We start from the raw sequence: 15,914 nt of genomic DNA on the forward strand, positions 1-15,914 counted from the left end.
AAGAATGTTTCAAAAAGGTAAAGTAGCACAAGTAATAGGTCCGGTGGTCGATGTCGAATTCGCATCGGATAAAGAACTGCCTCGTATTTACGATTCACTCGAAATTACGCGCCCCGATGGCACCAAGCTCATCTTAGAAGTACAATCACACATAGGTGAAGACGTAGTACGCGCCATCTCAATGGATTCAACCGAAGGGCTAAGCCGAGATACAGAAGTAATCGCTACCGGTAGCCCCATCAAAATGCCCGTAGGCCAAGATATATACGGCCGCCTCTTTAACGTAATTGGCGACGGAGTAGATGGACTAGGTAACCTACCCAAAGAAGGCGATAACGGGCTCCCTATACACCGCCCAGCTCCTAAATTTGAAGACCTATCCACCACCACCGAAGTACTCTTCACAGGCATTAAAGTAATCGACCTTATCGAACCATACGCCAAAGGAGGTAAAATCGGTCTATTCGGAGGCGCCGGAGTAGGTAAAACAGTACTTATCCAAGAACTCATCAATAACATCGCCAAAGGCCACGGAGGGCTATCAGTATTCGCCGGAGTAGGCGAACGCACCCGCGAAGGAAACGACCTATTGCGCGAAATGCTAGAGTCCGGAATTATCAAATACGGCGACCAATTTATGGAATCAATGGAAGCCGGAGGTTGGGACCTAAGCAAAGTAGATAAAAACGCCCTTAAAGAATCCAAAGCTACATTCGTATTCGGCCAAATGAACGAACCACCAGGAGCACGCGCACGCGTAGCCCTATCAGGACTTACAATAGCCGAATACTTCCGCGACGGAGCCGGCGACGGGCAAGGGAAAGATGTACTCTTCTTCGTCGATAACATATTCCGCTTCACACAAGCAGGATCCGAAGTATCAGCCCTATTAGGGCGTATGCCATCAGCCGTAGGTTACCAGCCTACCTTAGCTACCGAAATGGGCGCAATGCAAGAGCGTATCACCTCTACCAAGCACGGGTCTATCACATCAGTACAAGCAGTATACGTACCTGCCGACGACCTTACCGACCCCGCTCCAGCTACTACCTTCGCCCACCTCGACGCCACCACCGTACTATCACGCAAAATAGCCGAACTCGGTATCTACCCCGCCGTTGATCCGCTCGACTCTACCTCACGTATCCTTACCCCCGAAATCCTCGGTAAAGAACACTATGAGTGCGCCCAACGCGTAAAAGAGCTATTACAACACTATAAACAATTACAAGATATCATCGCTATCTTAGGTATGGAAGAACTCTCCGAAGCCGATAAAATAGCCGTAGCACGCGCACGCCGCGTACAAAGGTTCCTTTCACAACCTTTCCACGTAGCCGAGCAGTTTACAGGCCTTCCAGGCGCCTACGTCGATATCAAAGATACCATCAAAGGATTTAATATGATATTAGATGGTGAACTTGATCACCTACCCGAAGCCGCCTTTAACCTTAAAGGCACTATCGAAGAAGTAATAGAAGCTGGCGAAAAAATGTTAGCAGAAGCAAGTTAATTATGATAGTAGAAATCCTTACTCCTGAAGCCCTATTGTACAAAGGCGAAGTAACCTCGGTAAGTGTACCAGGTGCCAAAGGCCCCTTTGTAATATTAGAGCACCACGCCCCTATAATCTCAATGCTTACAGCCGGCGAGGTAAAACTTTTTCAAGGCAAAAAAGAACTGCAAAGTATTACTATCAAAGGAGGCACCCTGGAGTGCAACCATAACAAAACAGTAATACTAGCCGATTAAACCCTCTTAAAAAAACAACACAAAAATAAATGCGGTAGGCACCTTACAAGGTGCCTACCGCATTTATTTTATAAAAGTACTTTAGTGCTTAAAAGGCAACTTTACCGCCTTTCATAATCTCCTTGTAGGTAAGGTAACGCACAGGAGCTTTATTGTAATCAGCAGGTTGGTTTATGATAAGCTTATCATCTATATCGGGGTCGGGGGATATGGTAAAATACTCTTCGGAAATAGTATTCCTAAGAACACTGAATTTCTTGCCATTTTCTAAGTGTATAGTAGCTTTTTTAAATAAAGGCTTGCCCAAATAGTACTTACCATTGGCAGGATCTATAGGGTAAAAGCCCAATGCCGATAGTACATACCAGCTACTCATTTGCCCACAATCTTCATTACCACAATGCCCAGCAGGGGTGTTGTGGTATTGTGTTTTTAATATCTGCTGTACACGCTCGCCTGCTTTTAAAGGGTGGGGTGTAAAGTTATAAAGGTATGCTACGTGGTGGCAAGGCTCATTGCCGTGTACGTATTGCCCTATCATACCGGTACTGAAAATAGGCAGCTTCTCATCGGGGGTAACAGGCAAGGTGAACAGTGAGTCCAGCTTTTGCTCAAAGGCTACCCATCCGCCCATTTTGCGTATAAAATCATCGGAGATGTCTAATTTATGAGGTACAAAGAAACGGTAGTGCCAAGCGTTGCTCTCACAGAAGTATTTGCTGTAATCCTTAGGGTTAAAAGGGGTGAGGAACTTGCCTTTGGAGTTTTTGGGGCGGAAGAACTGGGTGCGCTCATCAAAGAGGTTTTTCCAGTTCTCGGAGCGTGCTTCAAAGTAGTTGGCATCGGTAAGGTAATTTATATCTTCATTAAGGCGTGCGTAGGCAAATTGTGCCATACAATAGTCGTCATAGGCATATTCAAGGGTTTTGGATACTGACCAGTTTTCGTCGGAAGTATCAAGGTCATAGGGTACGTAGCCGTATTTTTTGTACAAATCAATCTGGCGCTTGTTACTCATAGCGCTGGCTTTGCACGCCTGATAGGCTGTATTCACATCCATAGGGATGCCTTTTAGGTAGGCATCGACTATGACGGGGATGGCGTGATAGCCTATCATCATATTGGTTTCGCCGCCTTGCATACTCCATACGGGTAGCTCGCCGTTTTCTTTATAATGCTGTAAAAAGCTGCTAATAAAATCGGCTGATCTTTCGCGGTGTAGTATGGTGTATAGGGGGTGTGCTGCCCTAAAAGTATCCCAGAGTGAGAAGGTGTCGTAACGTGGGGGTGCGCCGGCATCGGAGTAGAGGTTGGGGGCGAGCATTGTTTGGTAGAGCATAGTGTAGAAGATGGTTTTGTCTTTCTCGGTAGCCTCTTCAATAATGATTTTTTGTAGTTCTTTTTGCCATAGCTGGCGGGCTGCCTCGCGGTATTGTGCAAAGCTGAAGTGTGTGGCTTCGGCTTGCATATTGGTATAAGCCCCGCTGATGCTGTGCATAGAGAGTGCTGTTTTGACTATTATTTGCTCTCCTTCGGTGGTGGGGTACTGTAGGGTGAGCTGTGCTGGTTGTTTTTTTCCTTCTATGGTTTCTTCGGTAATTAGGTGGTTGGTGAAGGGTTTGGACAGTTTTATTACGAAGTATACTTTTTGGTTACGTGTCCAGCCGGTGGAGAAGCGGTAGCCCTCAATAGTGGTATCATCAACTACTTTGAGGTGGGTTTCGGTGGGTTTGTCCCAATTGATATGGTATGCTAAATCGATAGTGATTTTGGAGTTGGTATCTTGGGGGAAGGTGTATTGCTGTATGCCTACGCGTGGTGTGGCGGTGAGTTCGGCCTTGATGCCGTAGCTAAGCAAATCGACGGTGTAATAGCCTGCTGTGGCTTGTTCTTTACTGTGTGAGAAGTATGAGAAGGGTTTGTTATTGTTTTCGGGGATTCGCTTGTTAAAACGGCTGTTGGTGGGCATAATGAGCACGTCGTACAAATCGCCGGCACCGGTGCCTGTGAGGTGGGTGTGTGAAAAGCCTGTTATGATGCTGTCTTGGTAGAAGTAGCCTGAAATCCTGTCCCAACCGGGGATGCCTATATCGGGGCTTAGTTGTACCATTCCAAAGGGTGTGGTGGCGCCGGGGTAGGTATTGCCTGTGCCATCGGTGCCTATGAAGGGGTTCACATAATCGGTAAGTGATGGGATGCTTTCTGCTTTATCATTTTGGGTTACTTGTGTGTTTTGTGTGCAAGCGGAGATAAATGCTAATGTTATAAGGATGAAGTGTTTCATAATTTTTAAATTTATAGGCTGCAAAGATAAGTATTATTAAAGAATTGGGCAAGTGGTGTGGGGGGTAAAAAAGAACTTTGCCAAAGGTATAGCTTTGTGGGCTATTGCCTTTGGCAAAGTGTATTGTTGTGCGTTATGTTACTGCTTAGAATTTGCAGTTCACGCCTAAGCCGAATACTTCGCGTATTTGGACAGCGCGTGCGGCATTGTCGTCATAAATGGCTTGGAAGGTGAAGTTGGTTGATAGGTACTTGTTAATGGTAAGTACGGCGTTAAGGGTGTAATCGATATCGATATTTTGTGGTTTATCGAGGTAGTTACTGTAAAGAGATAGGATGTTCTCTAACGATACGTTATCCATAATGTTGAATTTGGCGTAGGCGTTGGCAGAGAAACCGAGCTCAAAACGGATGTTTTTGTTATCTTCAACCCCGTAGAAATTAGCGATGTAATTGGCGCTGGTAGGTGAGGTGAACTGCTTGCGAGCTGTTACGATTTTGGCGGTAACAGGTGCTAAGTTTACTTTTAGGTTGTCGCTTTTTTTCCAAAGCATACCGATACCTGATTGTAGATATCCTGGTGAAAGGAGTTTGTTGATAAGGGTACGATCGGTAGCGGTGTACTTGTAGCCGTCGGTAAGTTGGGTTTTGAAGTTTAAGAATAGTGAATAGTACCAGAATTCAGTAGCTTGCTTACCGAGTACTGAGTTGATCTCGAAACGGTCGTTGGTTTTGCGAGTGAATTTATCGTCTTGCAATTTGGTTAAGCCGTAATCGATGTAGATGTTGTTATCCCACGCCCATTTGTCTTTTTTGTAGTTAAAGGCGTAGCTGATGGCTAGGTTACCGGCAACGTTATTGGTACCTCCTCCAGTCCAATCGTGGTTAAAGGCTGATTGGGAGAACATAAGGGATGCGTTCCCGCCTTTTGTCCAACGAGGAGTAGCGGTTTCTTGAGGTTGTACTTGTTGTGTTTCTTCTTCTTGAGCGAAGAGGGTCATTGAGGTCAGCGCAAGGGCTGATAGCAAAAGTTTTTTCATAAAAGTGATTTATTATTTAGTGTTACAAAAATCCGAGTTCGAGTTTAGCGACTTCGCTCATCATATCTTGATGCCAAGGGGGATCGAAGGTGATTTCGACAATGGTTTGGTTTACCTCATCAATGCTTTGTACTTTTTCTTTTACTTCCATAGGGAGTACTTCGGCTACGGGGCAGTTGGGAGAGGTGAGTGTCATTAGTATTTTCACGTCGTGGTCTTCGTTCACGAATACGTCGTAAATGAGTCCGAGTTCGTATATATCGACGGGTATTTCGGGGTCGTAGATGGTTTTGAGTACTTCTACGATTTTTTCGCCTAGGGCATCAGGATTGAGTTCTTGCATACTCTCTTATTTTTTGGATCATACTAACCAGCCCGTTGGCGCGGGTGGGTGAAAGGTGGTCTTTTAGTCCTATTTTATCGATAAAACTAAGGTCGGCTTGTAGGATATCGGTAGGGGTTTGGTTATTGAAGACGCGTACAAGGAGTGCTACGATTCCTTTGGTTATAATGGCGTCGCTATCGGCGGTGAGTGTTAGTTTGCCGTTATTGAGCTGTGCGTGTAGCCATACTTGGCTTTGGCATCCTTTGATTAGGTGAGAGTCGGTTTTATATTGTGGGTTGATGATGGGCAATTCGCGTCCGAGTTCGATAAGGTATTCATATCGTTGGGTCCAGTCGTCGAACAGGGCGAAGGTGTCTATCAGTTCATTTTGAGTTTCTTGTATAGTCATTACTGATGTAATTTGAGGGCGCAAAAGTATGAATAATTTCTGAAATAGCAAAATTTTAGGAGATAGGGGATAGGAGATAGGTGGGGAAAGGAGGTGACTATCCTTCGCGAGATACTCAGCTGTGCCAGGTTGCTAACTATCCTTCGTTTATAGTTCGTTTATCCTTCGTTATTCGTTCGTTCGGGATAGGGGGTGCTTTGGGGGTTGGTGGGGGTGGGGTAGGAGATGGGTGGAGAATTTGTGGTTTAGAAATTATTTTGTACTTTTGCGCCTTAAGGTTAAAGGCTTTATATATGCAGAAAAATTATTTAATACTTGCCCATAAAAACCCGCAGCAGCTTGCGCGGATGGTGAATGCACTGAATGATGGGCAGGCAAAGTTCTTTATCCATATAGATGCTAATGCTGCTATTGAACCTTTTGAGGCGTTGCTGGAAGGGAGGGATATAGTGCTATTGAGGGAAAGGGAGCGTTGTGTATGGGGGGATTTCTCGATAGTGCGGGCTACTATTCGGCTTATGGAAGAGGCTGCGCAGCTGGGGAGTAAGGGGTTTTTTATTTTGATGAGTGGGCAGGATTACCCTATAGTTGATGCACAAAGCCTTAATGTTTATTTGCAGGAACATCAGGATACTAATTTCATAGATTACCTGCCGCTGGAAGAGAAGTGGAGGGCTAAAATGGTGAAGGATAAGGTGGAGCATTATCATATTTTGCATTCTACCCGTAGGGGGGATAGTAATTGTTATGCGCCTTTTTATCATAGTTCTTTATTCCAGAAGGGTAGAACTTTGTGGCATCTGCTTAAAGGGAGGCTTTCGGTAGGGAATTTTAAGAGATTATGTAGGCTGCCTAAGCGTGAGCCTCTGTTTGCACAGCAGTATGCTGGTAGCCAGTTTTGGGCTTTTTGTGAGTCTACTTTTTATGAGGTGCTTGGTTACATACGGGCGCATAGTAGGGAGCTGGAGTTATATTATGAATATACTTCTTCATCGGATGAGGTTTTTTTTCATACGATACTGCTTAATATTGAACATAGTGCGATAAAGCCTTCACTTACTTATGTGAATTGGGAACGCAAGGGGGTGCCTTTGCCTGTGCTTTTTAAGAGAGAAGATTTTGGTGAGCTTAGGTTACAAAAAGGAAAGTTTTTTGCTAGGAAATTTGATGTGGATGTAGATGAGGGGATTTTGGATGAATTGGATAAAAATATTTTATGAAAACTATTTTAATTTTTACTCAGGAATATTTACATAATAAACAGCCCGCTGCTGGCGGGACGGGATCCTTCTATACAAAATATGTATCTTCTCTGTTAGAAAAAGGATATAAAGTGGTGGTTTTTGGGAATAGTAGTATGGCGCTAGAAGAGAAGCAAGGTAATTTGCATATCTGCCTTTTGAAAAAGAACTATTTTAAGAAACATTTCGTACAAGAACTTTTTAGGTCGATAGGCAAGAGGCTTAAAATAGCTGCTTTAGAGGCTTTTTTCTTGAAGAAGGAGGTTAGACACCTTACTAATGAACTTAAAAGGTTTCTGAAGAAAGAAGATATTCATCCTGATGTGATAGAGACACATGATTGGAATGGTATTTCTTTGTTTTTAGATGAATTGCATATTCCTTATGTGGTAAGAGCACACGGATGTTATACAATATTGAATAAATATTTTGGATACAATACTTCTTTAGGAGTATCATTAATAGAGAGAGAAGCTTTGAAAAAAGCCTCCCATCTGATATGTGTTTCTAAAAGTTCTCAGTTAATGTATGAAGAAACATTTAGCAAAAAAGGAACTATAATCACCAATGGAGTAGCTTGCTATGGTGAGCAAGACTTTTCTCAAACGATTCCTTTTTCTGTATTCTTTTTTGGTACTGTTACATTAAAAAAAGGTTTTGATACGGCACTGAGTGTTTTCAATAAGCTACTTAAAAAAAATCCAAAGACAACTTTACATATAATAGGGAAAGGTTATAAAGATTATTTAAGAAAAAATAACTTAGGAGAAATAAAGAATGTAGTAGATTATGGTTTTTTAGAAGGTGATGAATTGAAAAAAACTTTACAAAAAGCAAATGTTTTTATTTTTCCTTCTAGAGGAGAGACCTTTGGGTTAGCCCTTTGTGAAGCAATGGCTATTGGTAAGGCAGTGGTGGCTGCAGATATTCCTTCATTTAGAGATATTATAACCCATAAAGAAAATGGTTTTATAGCTAAGAATGATGATGAATACTATGAGTATATTACGAAACTATTTGAGGATGAAACTTTGAATAAAACTATTGCGGAGAAAGCGTTGCAAACAATTCAAAATCAATATAATTTTGAAAAGACTATTGAAAGTAGTTTATTATACTATCAAAAAATAACAGATACAAAATGATGCGTTTTTTTAAAAAGAATTATTTTTTATTACTTGCTCTACTACCTCTGCTTATTGCGTTTATATATTTACAAATAAACATACCAGTATGGGATAAAAGCACTCAAAATATACTATTTTATAGCGTATTTCTATATGATATTGCTATCATCTTATCATTTTTATATGTAAACCATCGTTTTTTATTTGAAAAAGGAGATTGGCTGCGAAATGTTATTACTATAGTAGCCTGTGGAGTAGTTATACTATGGACATACAAACACAAAATCACTTTCCGCTTGGATGTTTTACTTCTTTTTTTGTGTGCTTTGTATGGTATTATTTACCGGCAATTTATAAAACCAACGGTTCTTACTATAGTATTTTTTAGTTTTATTATCTTCAAAATTATAGGTCTCTTATGGGCTAAATATTTTGATTATGGGGTGAAAACTCTATTTGAGGGAGAAAGTATTGTTTTCTTTTTGGTCATTCCTATTATTCTGTTAGGTTTTTCGGTAAGCCAACGCCAACAATTGAGCTTTATAGCTATTTGCTTCAAGGGATTTTTACTTTTATTAGTAGCCAATGTAGTGTTTTATAGCTTTGCTATAAGTGCTGAAGGAACTAAACCTTTTTTTAGCTTTTTAGCCTTGAATAAAGGATATCTTTCAGACAATGAAGGATTTTCATTATATGAGATATTGTTTTGGACAAGGTTTAAGCACCCTAGCTTTCTATCTTGGATTATCTTAGTAATAGGAGGATTAGGTTTTTTCTTATGGAAGAAGTACCACACTATTATCACTACCTCTGAAATAGTAGCCTATGCACTTTTGCTTTTTTGCTTTATATTTATGATGCAGGCAAGGGTAAATATTATTGCTTATTTTGTAGTAATAGCTTTCTTTGTATATCTATCAATAGCACACCTATTTAGCAAAAGGCTGAAGTATGGGTTATTTGTAGGTGTGGGGCTTGTAGCTATAGGGATAGTAGCCTATCTAATCACACATACCGCTTATTTTTCTGACCCTATTCGCAATCAATTATATGCCACTGCCTTTCAGGCAATAAAAGAAGGTAATTTATGGATAGGCAATGGCTCTGGATACCAACGGTATATAATGGATGGGTTTGTAGGTTATGTACATAATGATTTTGTAGCCATATTAGTAGATATAGGTATTATAGGCTTAAGCCTCTTTATTAGTTGGTTAGGAGCAATAATGTTATCTAAAGATACAATCAAACAATATTTATTACTTGTTTTTTTGCCTATTATGAATACTGATATACTTTTTCATACATTTGAATCTACTTATATACTTATGCCTTTACTTATTTTTATCTTATTTGCATCCCGATTCAAATCCTAATGCATGTTTTACCCAATTAGAGAAGCTGTACTTCTCTTTTATCTCTTTAGCTAAAGGAGTGTATTCACTTCTCAAAAACTCATTGAATCCCTCAAAATTATTATCTTCAACTACATAAAAATTATTTGGGTGATAAAAATCGTATTGTTTTATATCTTTATTATCTGTGATGAGTTTTTTTTCATACTTAAGAGCTTCAAAGATTCTGAAAGATAAGCCATTGTGTTCTGTTGTTTTTACATCTAATAAAATAGCTGCTTTTTTCATAATATCTAAGTATTGAGAGAAACTAATTCCTTTAGATGAAAAATTAATATGAGGATGAGTTAGCGGAGGAGTTTTTCGTCCATTGAAGAGGGTTATGTTAAATGTAATATTATTATACTTACTCAATTCATTTACTATTCTTAAAAGAGAATCTATTCTGTCTTTTAAATAAACCCCTACATATAAAACTTCACCTTCATTAGGAGAGCTATTATCTTCTGGAATGTTAAAATAGAAATTAGTGCAAGGTAGTATATTTGGATATTGTTCTTTGTAATGATTATAGTCACTAGGGTCAAAAACAAAGAAGCGCTCAAAAAGAGGAATTGTTTGAAATACTTTATTAAAACGCGTTAACCCGTCCCATTGGTAGGCAACTACTTTGTTAGCAACAGTTTGTATGAGCTTAATAGTTTTTAGGTCTAACTTGTCAGGCCTAATTATAATAGCATAGTCCACACTGCCTGCTGCCAATCCACTTAAAGCTTTGCGTACTGTAGTAGCATAATAGGAGTCTATCAGCTGTTTTTTGTATTGTTTATTCTGGAAAATAGTTTTTTGAATGAAGTTTATAACCTTGTCTTTTAGTTTATAGCTAAAGGTAGGTGCAAGCACAGTTACACGACTAAAGCCCATATACTTTAAGTTCTCTTCTATCACTTTATATACCCCAAAATCAGGAGGCATTACCAGAATAATGTGTTTGTTGATATTCATAAATTTTTGCTAAGCAAGAAAATTTGTATTGAGCTTTTAGTACGGCAAATATAAAACCTCGTTTACCATCTAAACATCCTTTCTTAATAAAATAGTATTTTACAAACCAAAACAAAGGAGAAAATAGCAGCTTTATCCACCCTATTTTCTTACCTTTATGTCGTTCTGCTGCTTGGGTACTATAGTTGTTATTTTTGTTAAGGATGGTAGCTACCGAGTCATTAGCCAAATGCTCAGAAGCTAAGTCTTTGCGCCCTCGTGGTAGCTTGATAACTTCACCCTTTACTTTAACAGTCGAGTGTATCTCAGCCGACCAGTCCGCCCCTTCTTTCTTAAAAAAGCGCAGCTTGAAATCAGGGAAGGCAGAACGCATAAACTTATCAATAAAATAATTTTTAAATGAGATATAAACTCCACCAAGTTCAGGCTTTTCTGCCAGTTGGTAGAGGTAGTTTTTTAGTTTTTCAGGTACAGTTTCATCAGCATCTATTACAAGTACCCAATTATGAGTAGCTTGTGCAATAGCAAAATTCCGAGCAGGCTCTACATAAGGATAGCGCTCACAATACACTATTTTGCAGCCGTATTTTTGAGCTATAGCAATAGTGTTATCAGTGCTGTGCATATCACAGATAACTACCTCATCAAAGTCCTTAGTGCTCTCCAACACGGTAGCTAAGTGTTTTTCTGCATTATAAGTATTAATAACTACTGATATCTCCATTTGCTTTTTATTTAAATTACAACATCAATTCTCTTTATAAGCTACTTTGTTTTTCTCTGCTAAAAAACATCTCAGTACTCACTGCATTCCAAACAGTAAGTTCTTAAATACTAATAACAGTGATAGTTGTGGTAGCATACCGGCAAGATAGCTTACAAACAGCCATCGCATAGGTTCGTGGGTAAAGTAGCTTTGTGCTGTGAAGCTTCCTCCACTCAAAAAGATGAACAAAGCCACAGGATAAGTCATTTCTTTTTCGTATAGGATGCTTAACAGTATAGTGAAGGTTGTAAGGGCGGCTATTCCCATTACAAATATATTACCTCGTACTTTAAAAAACTGCATAAATACAATAATAAAGCAGCTTATAAGCAAATTCAGTATATAAAAGTACAATATAGGGTAATTATTCATAGGGGTAATGCCAAAGGCTACAGCCAAAAGCATCGCTATATACCCATACAGCAGCCATTTCTGTTTTTCAGCACTCACCACAAAAGGGTGTTCTATCCACCTCAAAACAAATAATAGCAGATAAACCAATATAGGTAGCGCCACAGTAATGAGCAGTAGCAATAACCAGCTAAAGCGCACTGCCTCCATTGGCAATGTAAAAGGTATGTAAGAAAAAACCAACATTGCCCCATATATAGGCAGCCATATAGGGTGCGTAAAAAATGATATAATATAACTAAAGTAACGCATTACTCAGCAGCCAAAGTATCAGCGGTAGCTTCTGCCTTTGGTGTTGTTTTAGTTGTATCGGCAGCAGCTTCCTCAAAGTACACATCTATCTCCTTCTCATCCATATATAGACGCACTTGCTCTTTAAAGGTTTTCCACTCTTGGTCATAGAATTCCTTATCATAAGGTTTAGTTATCACAAGTAGCTCTCCATATCGGTCTATACAGTACTGTATTTTAGATGAGCTTTCTCGCATTTCTGTTACAGGCAAGTGGTTATAGTAATTCAGTTCTTCTTTGTACTTCTTAATCACTTGGCGGGCAATATCACGGGCTTTCTCCACCTCTCCTATGCGGTAATAGCCTTGCACAAAGGGGTCAAGGGTAAAGTAATAACCATAACCCTCCACTGGCATATTAGCCATTGCTATATCCAGCATTTCTTTAGCCTGAGCTTTCTTGCCTTCTGCTATCATCTGTTCAGTAAGTCGTGCTATATTACCGCGGAATATAATACTGTTCTTCCTTGTTTCTGGGTCTAAATAGATACCTTTTTTGCCCATATTACCCCACGTCCATTTCTTTATAATGTTGTACATCAGGTCAGTATCTATACGTCCCATATCGTAAGGATGATTCTTATCTATAGCGGTTTTAATAGGCACAAGTTTGTACACAAGTCCATCTAGCTGTAAGTAGTCTTTCATCCACATATATTCAGCTGCATCCATACTACCACCGGTAAAGTATATAGGGCGTTTCCAATCGTTATTAGCCAAAATGTCTAACATTACAATACGCGCCTTATCAATAGCCCCTGGTAGGTTGATGTCTATGTAATCTACTATCTTATCAGCATCTTCAGGTTTTACAATGCCGCTTTTCAGTACGTTTTCTTTATTCACAGGCACACGTATTTTATTAGTAGGGTAGTAGTAGAAGGTCTGTTGCACCTCACCATTACCACGTACGCTACGTGTTGCAGGGTCGTCCGATGTTACCCAGTTCACAAAATCCTTAATATTCCAACGGTTATCAGTACGCTTTTGGTAATAGATACCTTCACGCACTCCGTGTGCATATTGCTTATGTACTATTTGTGCAGGTATAGGCGAACTCTCATAAGCTTGTCTTTTCATTTGGTCTATGTACCAGTCTGTTTGTAATAAGCTTGTGTTTATCACACGCACATCAGTACGGTAGCCTTCTATCTCTTGGGCATACCATAGTAGGAAGGTATCATTATCCCCTATCGTGAATATCATAGCATCCTTATCCTTAGCTACCGAGTCTAAGTAAGCATCAGCTATAAACTCTGCCGAATATTTCTGTGAGCGGTCGTGGTCATCCCAGTTTTGATATGCCATAACAGCAGGTACACTTGCCGATAGCGCTACAGCAGTAATAGCTATTGTATTAGAAGGCATCAGCTTCCTGCCCCAGTGGAACAAAGCATACACTCCCATTCCTATCCATATAGCAAAAGCATAGAAGGAGCCTACAAGTGCATAATCTCGCTCTCGTGGTTCAAACGGCCGCTCATTCAAGTATATTTTCAGCGCCAATCCTGTAAATAGAAATAATACCAGCACCACCCACGCTTGCTGCTCACTTCTGGCCGACATAAATAGCAGCCCTGCCAATCCCAATATCAATGGCAAAAAGTAGTAAGTATTCCGTGCCTTGTTATTCAGTACATCCGAAGGTAAAAACTGTTGCGACCCCAAATGCGCCTCATCTATAAGGTTTATCCCCGATAGCCAGTTGCCGTGGTCATTATCCATCTTCCCTTGCACATCGTCTTGCCTACCTATAAAGTTCCAAGCAAAGTATCTAAAATACATATATCCAAACTGATATTTAAAAAGATACTCCATATTCTCCCAAAAGCTCGGCTTTTTCACATCTATATAGTCGCGGTAGTCTGTCAAAAACTGGTCATAACGCTCCAATGGCATTCTCTCTAAGTTCGCAGGCTTTTGTATCTCTTGTAGGAAAGCCGCCAGCTTAGGCTCCTCATAAGCCTCTTCTTTAATAGTAAAGCTCAAAGGCCCTGTAAGTTTCATATAGTTAGCAGCATGCTGTGAGCTCCACATACGCGGCAATAGCCCTTCGTGCTTGCTATTGGCAGCCATCTGCGCATTCTTGTACTGGTTCACAATCACATACTGCCTCGTAGTGTAATCCCTTTCATATTTAGGCTTAGCATCTTCATAAGGGTTGTTCTCATCCATCCCCGCATATTTGTCCGAGTACATAGGACCGTAAAACAAATGCGTCTCAGGATATTGTTCAAGATTGTAATACGCCAAAAGCAAGCGCGCATCAGTCGGACTGTTCTCATTTATAACCGTATCAGCATTTGAGCGGATAGGAACCATCAACCACGACGAAAAACCTATAAATACAAACAATAAGCACAATACCCCCGTTTGCAACCGCGCATACCCCTTCTTACTAGCATACTGAAGACTAAAATAGAAGAACGCCACCACCGTAATACCCGCAATTATAGTACCCGAGTTAAATGGCATCCCAAAACTATTCACAAAAAATACCTCCAAATACCCAAAATAAGCCAGCGTATAAGGCAATATCAGTTTAAATATAAGTAGCAATATCGCTATCGATACCACGTTAGCAATAATAAAATTCCAGAAAGTCTTCTTGTAATGACTGTTAAAGAAGTACAACATCCCTATAGCCGGAATAGTAAGCAATGCCATAAAGTGTACCCCAAATGAAAGTCCCACTACCAAAGCAATAAGTAACAACCAGCGGTTGCCACGCGGTTTATCAAGGCTGTCCGTCCATTTAATCCCCAACCATAACATTACCGACATAAATAGCATCGCCATAGCATACACCTCCGCTTCCACAGCATTGAACCAAAAACTATCCGAAAACGTATATGCTAGCGCCCCCACAGCACCACTGCCCATTACAGCTATCGTCTGTGCCACACTAAGCTCCTTCTGCCCACGTATCGCAATCTTCTTAGTAAAGTTCACGATAATAAAATACAAAAAGAATACCGTGAAAGCACTTGATAGTACCGACATAAAGTTCACCAGCAGCGCCACCTTATCAGCATTAGGAGCAAAAGCCGAGAGTACAGCTCCCATCATCTGGAAAAACGGAGCCCCAGGAGGGTGTCCCACTTCCAGTTTTGCCGAAGTAGCAATATACTCACCGCAATCCCAAAAGCTAACCGTAGGTTCCACAGTAAGGCAATAAGTAATTAGGGCAATAACAAATACGCCCCATCCAGCTATCAAATTGTATTTAGCAAAAATCTTTTCAGTCATTATCTACTTATAATAGTTTTTTCAAGCGGCAAAAGTACAAAATTATTTACAAATACCAAATAACTTCTTTCACTTCCTCTCTCACATCATCCATTTATCCCCACACATCTCCCCATAATTCTCCTACAATCCCTCTACCTCTCCTCTTAATCTCTAACTCCTATCTCCTAATCCCTCCCCATCTATCTCCTATCCTCTATCTCCTATCCCCTAAATTACAAATAATGCAAAAAACACCTCCTCCCTCCCTATCCCCTATCTCCTAACTCCTCTTTCCTAATAATCACCCCATTACACCTTCACCCTCTTACCTCTTACCTCTTATCTATTGCCTACCTTAAACGAACCTATAACGAAGGATAAACGAACTATAAACGAAGGATAAACATTACTACCTTGATTTTCAGCCCCTCCACCTCCCCGCCTTCCCTTTGCATTATCCGCAACAAAATCCCCTAATCTTTGCATTTTTCTCACTCCTACCCCCTATCCCCTATCTCCTACCCCCTTCTCTTGCCTCTTCCCTCTTATCTCTTACCTTATGAATTCTGTTAAAGTTTAAACTCAGCTAATAAACTACCAATCAGTCTTTTATTCCCCAATCACCCTCCAGATTTTATGTTTTAGCTGTTTTATGCGTAAAAGTTTAACTTTTAATTAA

Annotated in this window: 13 protein-coding genes; 5 read left to right on the top strand and 8 right to left on the bottom strand. The window is 40.3% G+C overall.

Annotated features, from left to right (window positions below):
* Nucleotides 1-4: 4 nt before the first annotated feature.
* On the top strand, nt 5-1,513 hold the full coding sequence (gene atpD, locus C4H12_RS11420; protein WP_106099026.1) for a F0F1 ATP synthase subunit beta: 1,509 nt from the start codon (nt 5-7) through the stop codon (nt 1,511-1,513).
* Between the two features lie 2 nt (nt 1,514-1,515).
* Complete coding sequence (locus tag C4H12_RS11425) at nt 1,516-1,752, top strand: F0F1 ATP synthase subunit epsilon (RefSeq protein WP_106099027.1); 237 nt, start codon at nt 1,516-1,518, stop codon at nt 1,750-1,752.
* Nucleotides 1,753-1,840: 88 nt separating this feature from the next.
* On the opposite strand, the gene C4H12_RS11430 is transcribed toward C4H12_RS11425, so the two are convergent.
* The 4 genes from C4H12_RS11430 to C4H12_RS11445 all read right to left on the bottom strand — a co-directional run bounded on the left by C4H12_RS11430 (nt 1,841) and on the right by C4H12_RS11445 (nt 5,809).
* Nucleotides 1,841-4,036, bottom strand: a complete 2,196-nt coding sequence (locus C4H12_RS11430) for a GH92 family glycosyl hydrolase (RefSeq protein ID WP_106099028.1) — start codon at nt 4,034-4,036, stop codon at nt 1,841-1,843.
* 145 nt (nt 4,037-4,181) lie between these two features.
* Nucleotides 4,182-5,075, bottom strand: coding sequence for a DUF3078 domain-containing protein (locus C4H12_RS11435; protein ID WP_106099029.1), 894 nt, complete (start codon nt 5,073-5,075; stop codon nt 4,182-4,184).
* A 22-nt stretch (nt 5,076-5,097) separates the two neighbouring features.
* A complete protein-coding gene (locus C4H12_RS11440) occupies nt 5,098-5,418 on the bottom strand; it encodes an iron-sulfur cluster assembly protein (protein ID WP_106099030.1) in 321 nt (106 codons plus the stop codon).
* Nucleotides 5,399-5,809 (bottom strand): SufE family protein, encoded by a 411-nt coding sequence (locus C4H12_RS11445; RefSeq protein WP_106099031.1) that lies wholly within the window; start codon nt 5,807-5,809, stop codon nt 5,399-5,401. Before C4H12_RS11445 ends, C4H12_RS11440 begins: the two co-directional genes overlap by 20 nt.
* A 293-nt stretch (nt 5,810-6,102) precedes the next feature.
* Between C4H12_RS11445 and C4H12_RS11450 the strand changes: the two genes are divergently transcribed.
* From C4H12_RS11450 to C4H12_RS11460, 3 genes are read left to right on the top strand one after another with little or no spacing between them, the layout of a single operon-like run.
* Complete coding sequence (locus tag C4H12_RS11450) at nt 6,103-7,029, top strand: beta-1,6-N-acetylglucosaminyltransferase (RefSeq protein WP_106099488.1); 927 nt, start codon at nt 6,103-6,105, stop codon at nt 7,027-7,029.
* Nucleotides 7,026-8,195 (top strand): glycosyltransferase family 4 protein, encoded by a 1,170-nt coding sequence (locus C4H12_RS11455; protein WP_106099032.1) that lies wholly within the window; start codon nt 7,026-7,028, stop codon nt 8,193-8,195. The genes C4H12_RS11450 and C4H12_RS11455 overlap by 4 nt, the downstream gene beginning before the upstream one ends.
* On the top strand, nt 8,192-9,553 hold the full coding sequence (locus tag C4H12_RS11460) for an O-antigen ligase (protein WP_106099033.1): 1,362 nt from the start codon (nt 8,192-8,194) through the stop codon (nt 9,551-9,553). The genes C4H12_RS11455 and C4H12_RS11460 overlap by 4 nt, the downstream gene beginning before the upstream one ends.
* Here C4H12_RS11460 and C4H12_RS11465 read toward each other — a convergent pair.
* The 4 genes from C4H12_RS11465 to C4H12_RS11480 all read right to left on the bottom strand — a co-directional run bounded on the left by C4H12_RS11465 (nt 9,527) and on the right by C4H12_RS11480 (nt 15,253).
* Entirely contained in the window at nt 9,527-10,537 is a 1,011-nt protein-coding gene (locus C4H12_RS11465) for a hypothetical protein (RefSeq protein ID WP_106099034.1), read from the bottom strand. The genes C4H12_RS11460 and C4H12_RS11465 overlap by 27 nt on opposite strands.
* Nucleotides 10,497-11,261: a glycosyltransferase family 2 protein gene (locus tag C4H12_RS11470; protein ID WP_106099035.1), complete on the bottom strand. Its 765-nt coding sequence runs from the start codon at nt 11,259-11,261 to the stop codon at nt 10,497-10,499. The genes C4H12_RS11465 and C4H12_RS11470 overlap by 41 nt, the downstream gene beginning before the upstream one ends.
* A gap of 78 nt (nt 11,262-11,339) precedes the next feature.
* The gene (locus C4H12_RS11475) at nt 11,340-11,966 is read right to left on the bottom strand and encodes a hypothetical protein (protein WP_106099036.1); all 627 of its coding nucleotides are present in this window, start codon (nt 11,964-11,966) and stop codon (nt 11,340-11,342) included.
* Nucleotides 11,966-15,253: a DUF2723 domain-containing protein gene (locus C4H12_RS11480; protein ID WP_106099037.1), complete on the bottom strand. Its 3,288-nt coding sequence runs from the start codon at nt 15,251-15,253 to the stop codon at nt 11,966-11,968. The genes C4H12_RS11475 and C4H12_RS11480 overlap by 1 nt, the downstream gene beginning before the upstream one ends.
* Nucleotides 15,254-15,914 lie beyond the last annotated feature (661 nt).

Origin of the sequence: Capnocytophaga sp. oral taxon 878 (assembly GCF_002999135.1) — a bacterium.
Classification (GTDB): domain Bacteria; phylum Bacteroidota; class Bacteroidia; order Flavobacteriales; family Flavobacteriaceae; genus Capnocytophaga.

Coding starts and splice junctions, on each gene's coding strand:
- atpD (WP_106099026.1), top strand. CDS start 5: ATGTTTCAAAAAGGTAAAGTAGCACAAGTAATAGGTCCGGTGGTCGAT.
- C4H12_RS11425 (WP_106099027.1), top strand. CDS start 1,516: ATGATAGTAGAAATCCTTACTCCTGAAGCCCTATTGTACAAAGGCGAA.
- C4H12_RS11430 (WP_106099028.1), bottom strand. CDS start 4,036: ATGAAACACTTCATCCTTATAACATTAGCATTTATCTCCGCTTGCACA.
- C4H12_RS11435 (WP_106099029.1), bottom strand. CDS start 5,075: ATGAAAAAACTTTTGCTATCAGCCCTTGCGCTGACCTCAATGACCCTC.
- C4H12_RS11440 (WP_106099030.1), bottom strand. CDS start 5,418: ATGCAAGAACTCAATCCTGATGCCCTAGGCGAAAAAATCGTAGAAGTA.
- C4H12_RS11445 (WP_106099031.1), bottom strand. CDS start 5,809: ATGACTATACAAGAAACTCAAAATGAACTGATAGACACCTTCGCCCTG.
- C4H12_RS11450 (WP_106099488.1), top strand. CDS start 6,103: ATGCAGAAAAATTATTTAATACTTGCCCATAAAAACCCGCAGCAGCTT.
- C4H12_RS11455 (WP_106099032.1), top strand. CDS start 7,026: ATGAAAACTATTTTAATTTTTACTCAGGAATATTTACATAATAAACAG.
- C4H12_RS11460 (WP_106099033.1), top strand. CDS start 8,192: ATGATGCGTTTTTTTAAAAAGAATTATTTTTTATTACTTGCTCTACTA.
- C4H12_RS11465 (WP_106099034.1), bottom strand. CDS start 10,537: ATGAATATCAACAAACACATTATTCTGGTAATGCCTCCTGATTTTGGG.
- C4H12_RS11470 (WP_106099035.1), bottom strand. CDS start 11,261: ATGGAGATATCAGTAGTTATTAATACTTATAATGCAGAAAAACACTTA.
- C4H12_RS11475 (WP_106099036.1), bottom strand. CDS start 11,966: ATGCGTTACTTTAGTTATATTATATCATTTTTTACGCACCCTATATGG.
- C4H12_RS11480 (WP_106099037.1), bottom strand. CDS start 15,253: ATGACTGAAAAGATTTTTGCTAAATACAATTTGATAGCTGGATGGGGC.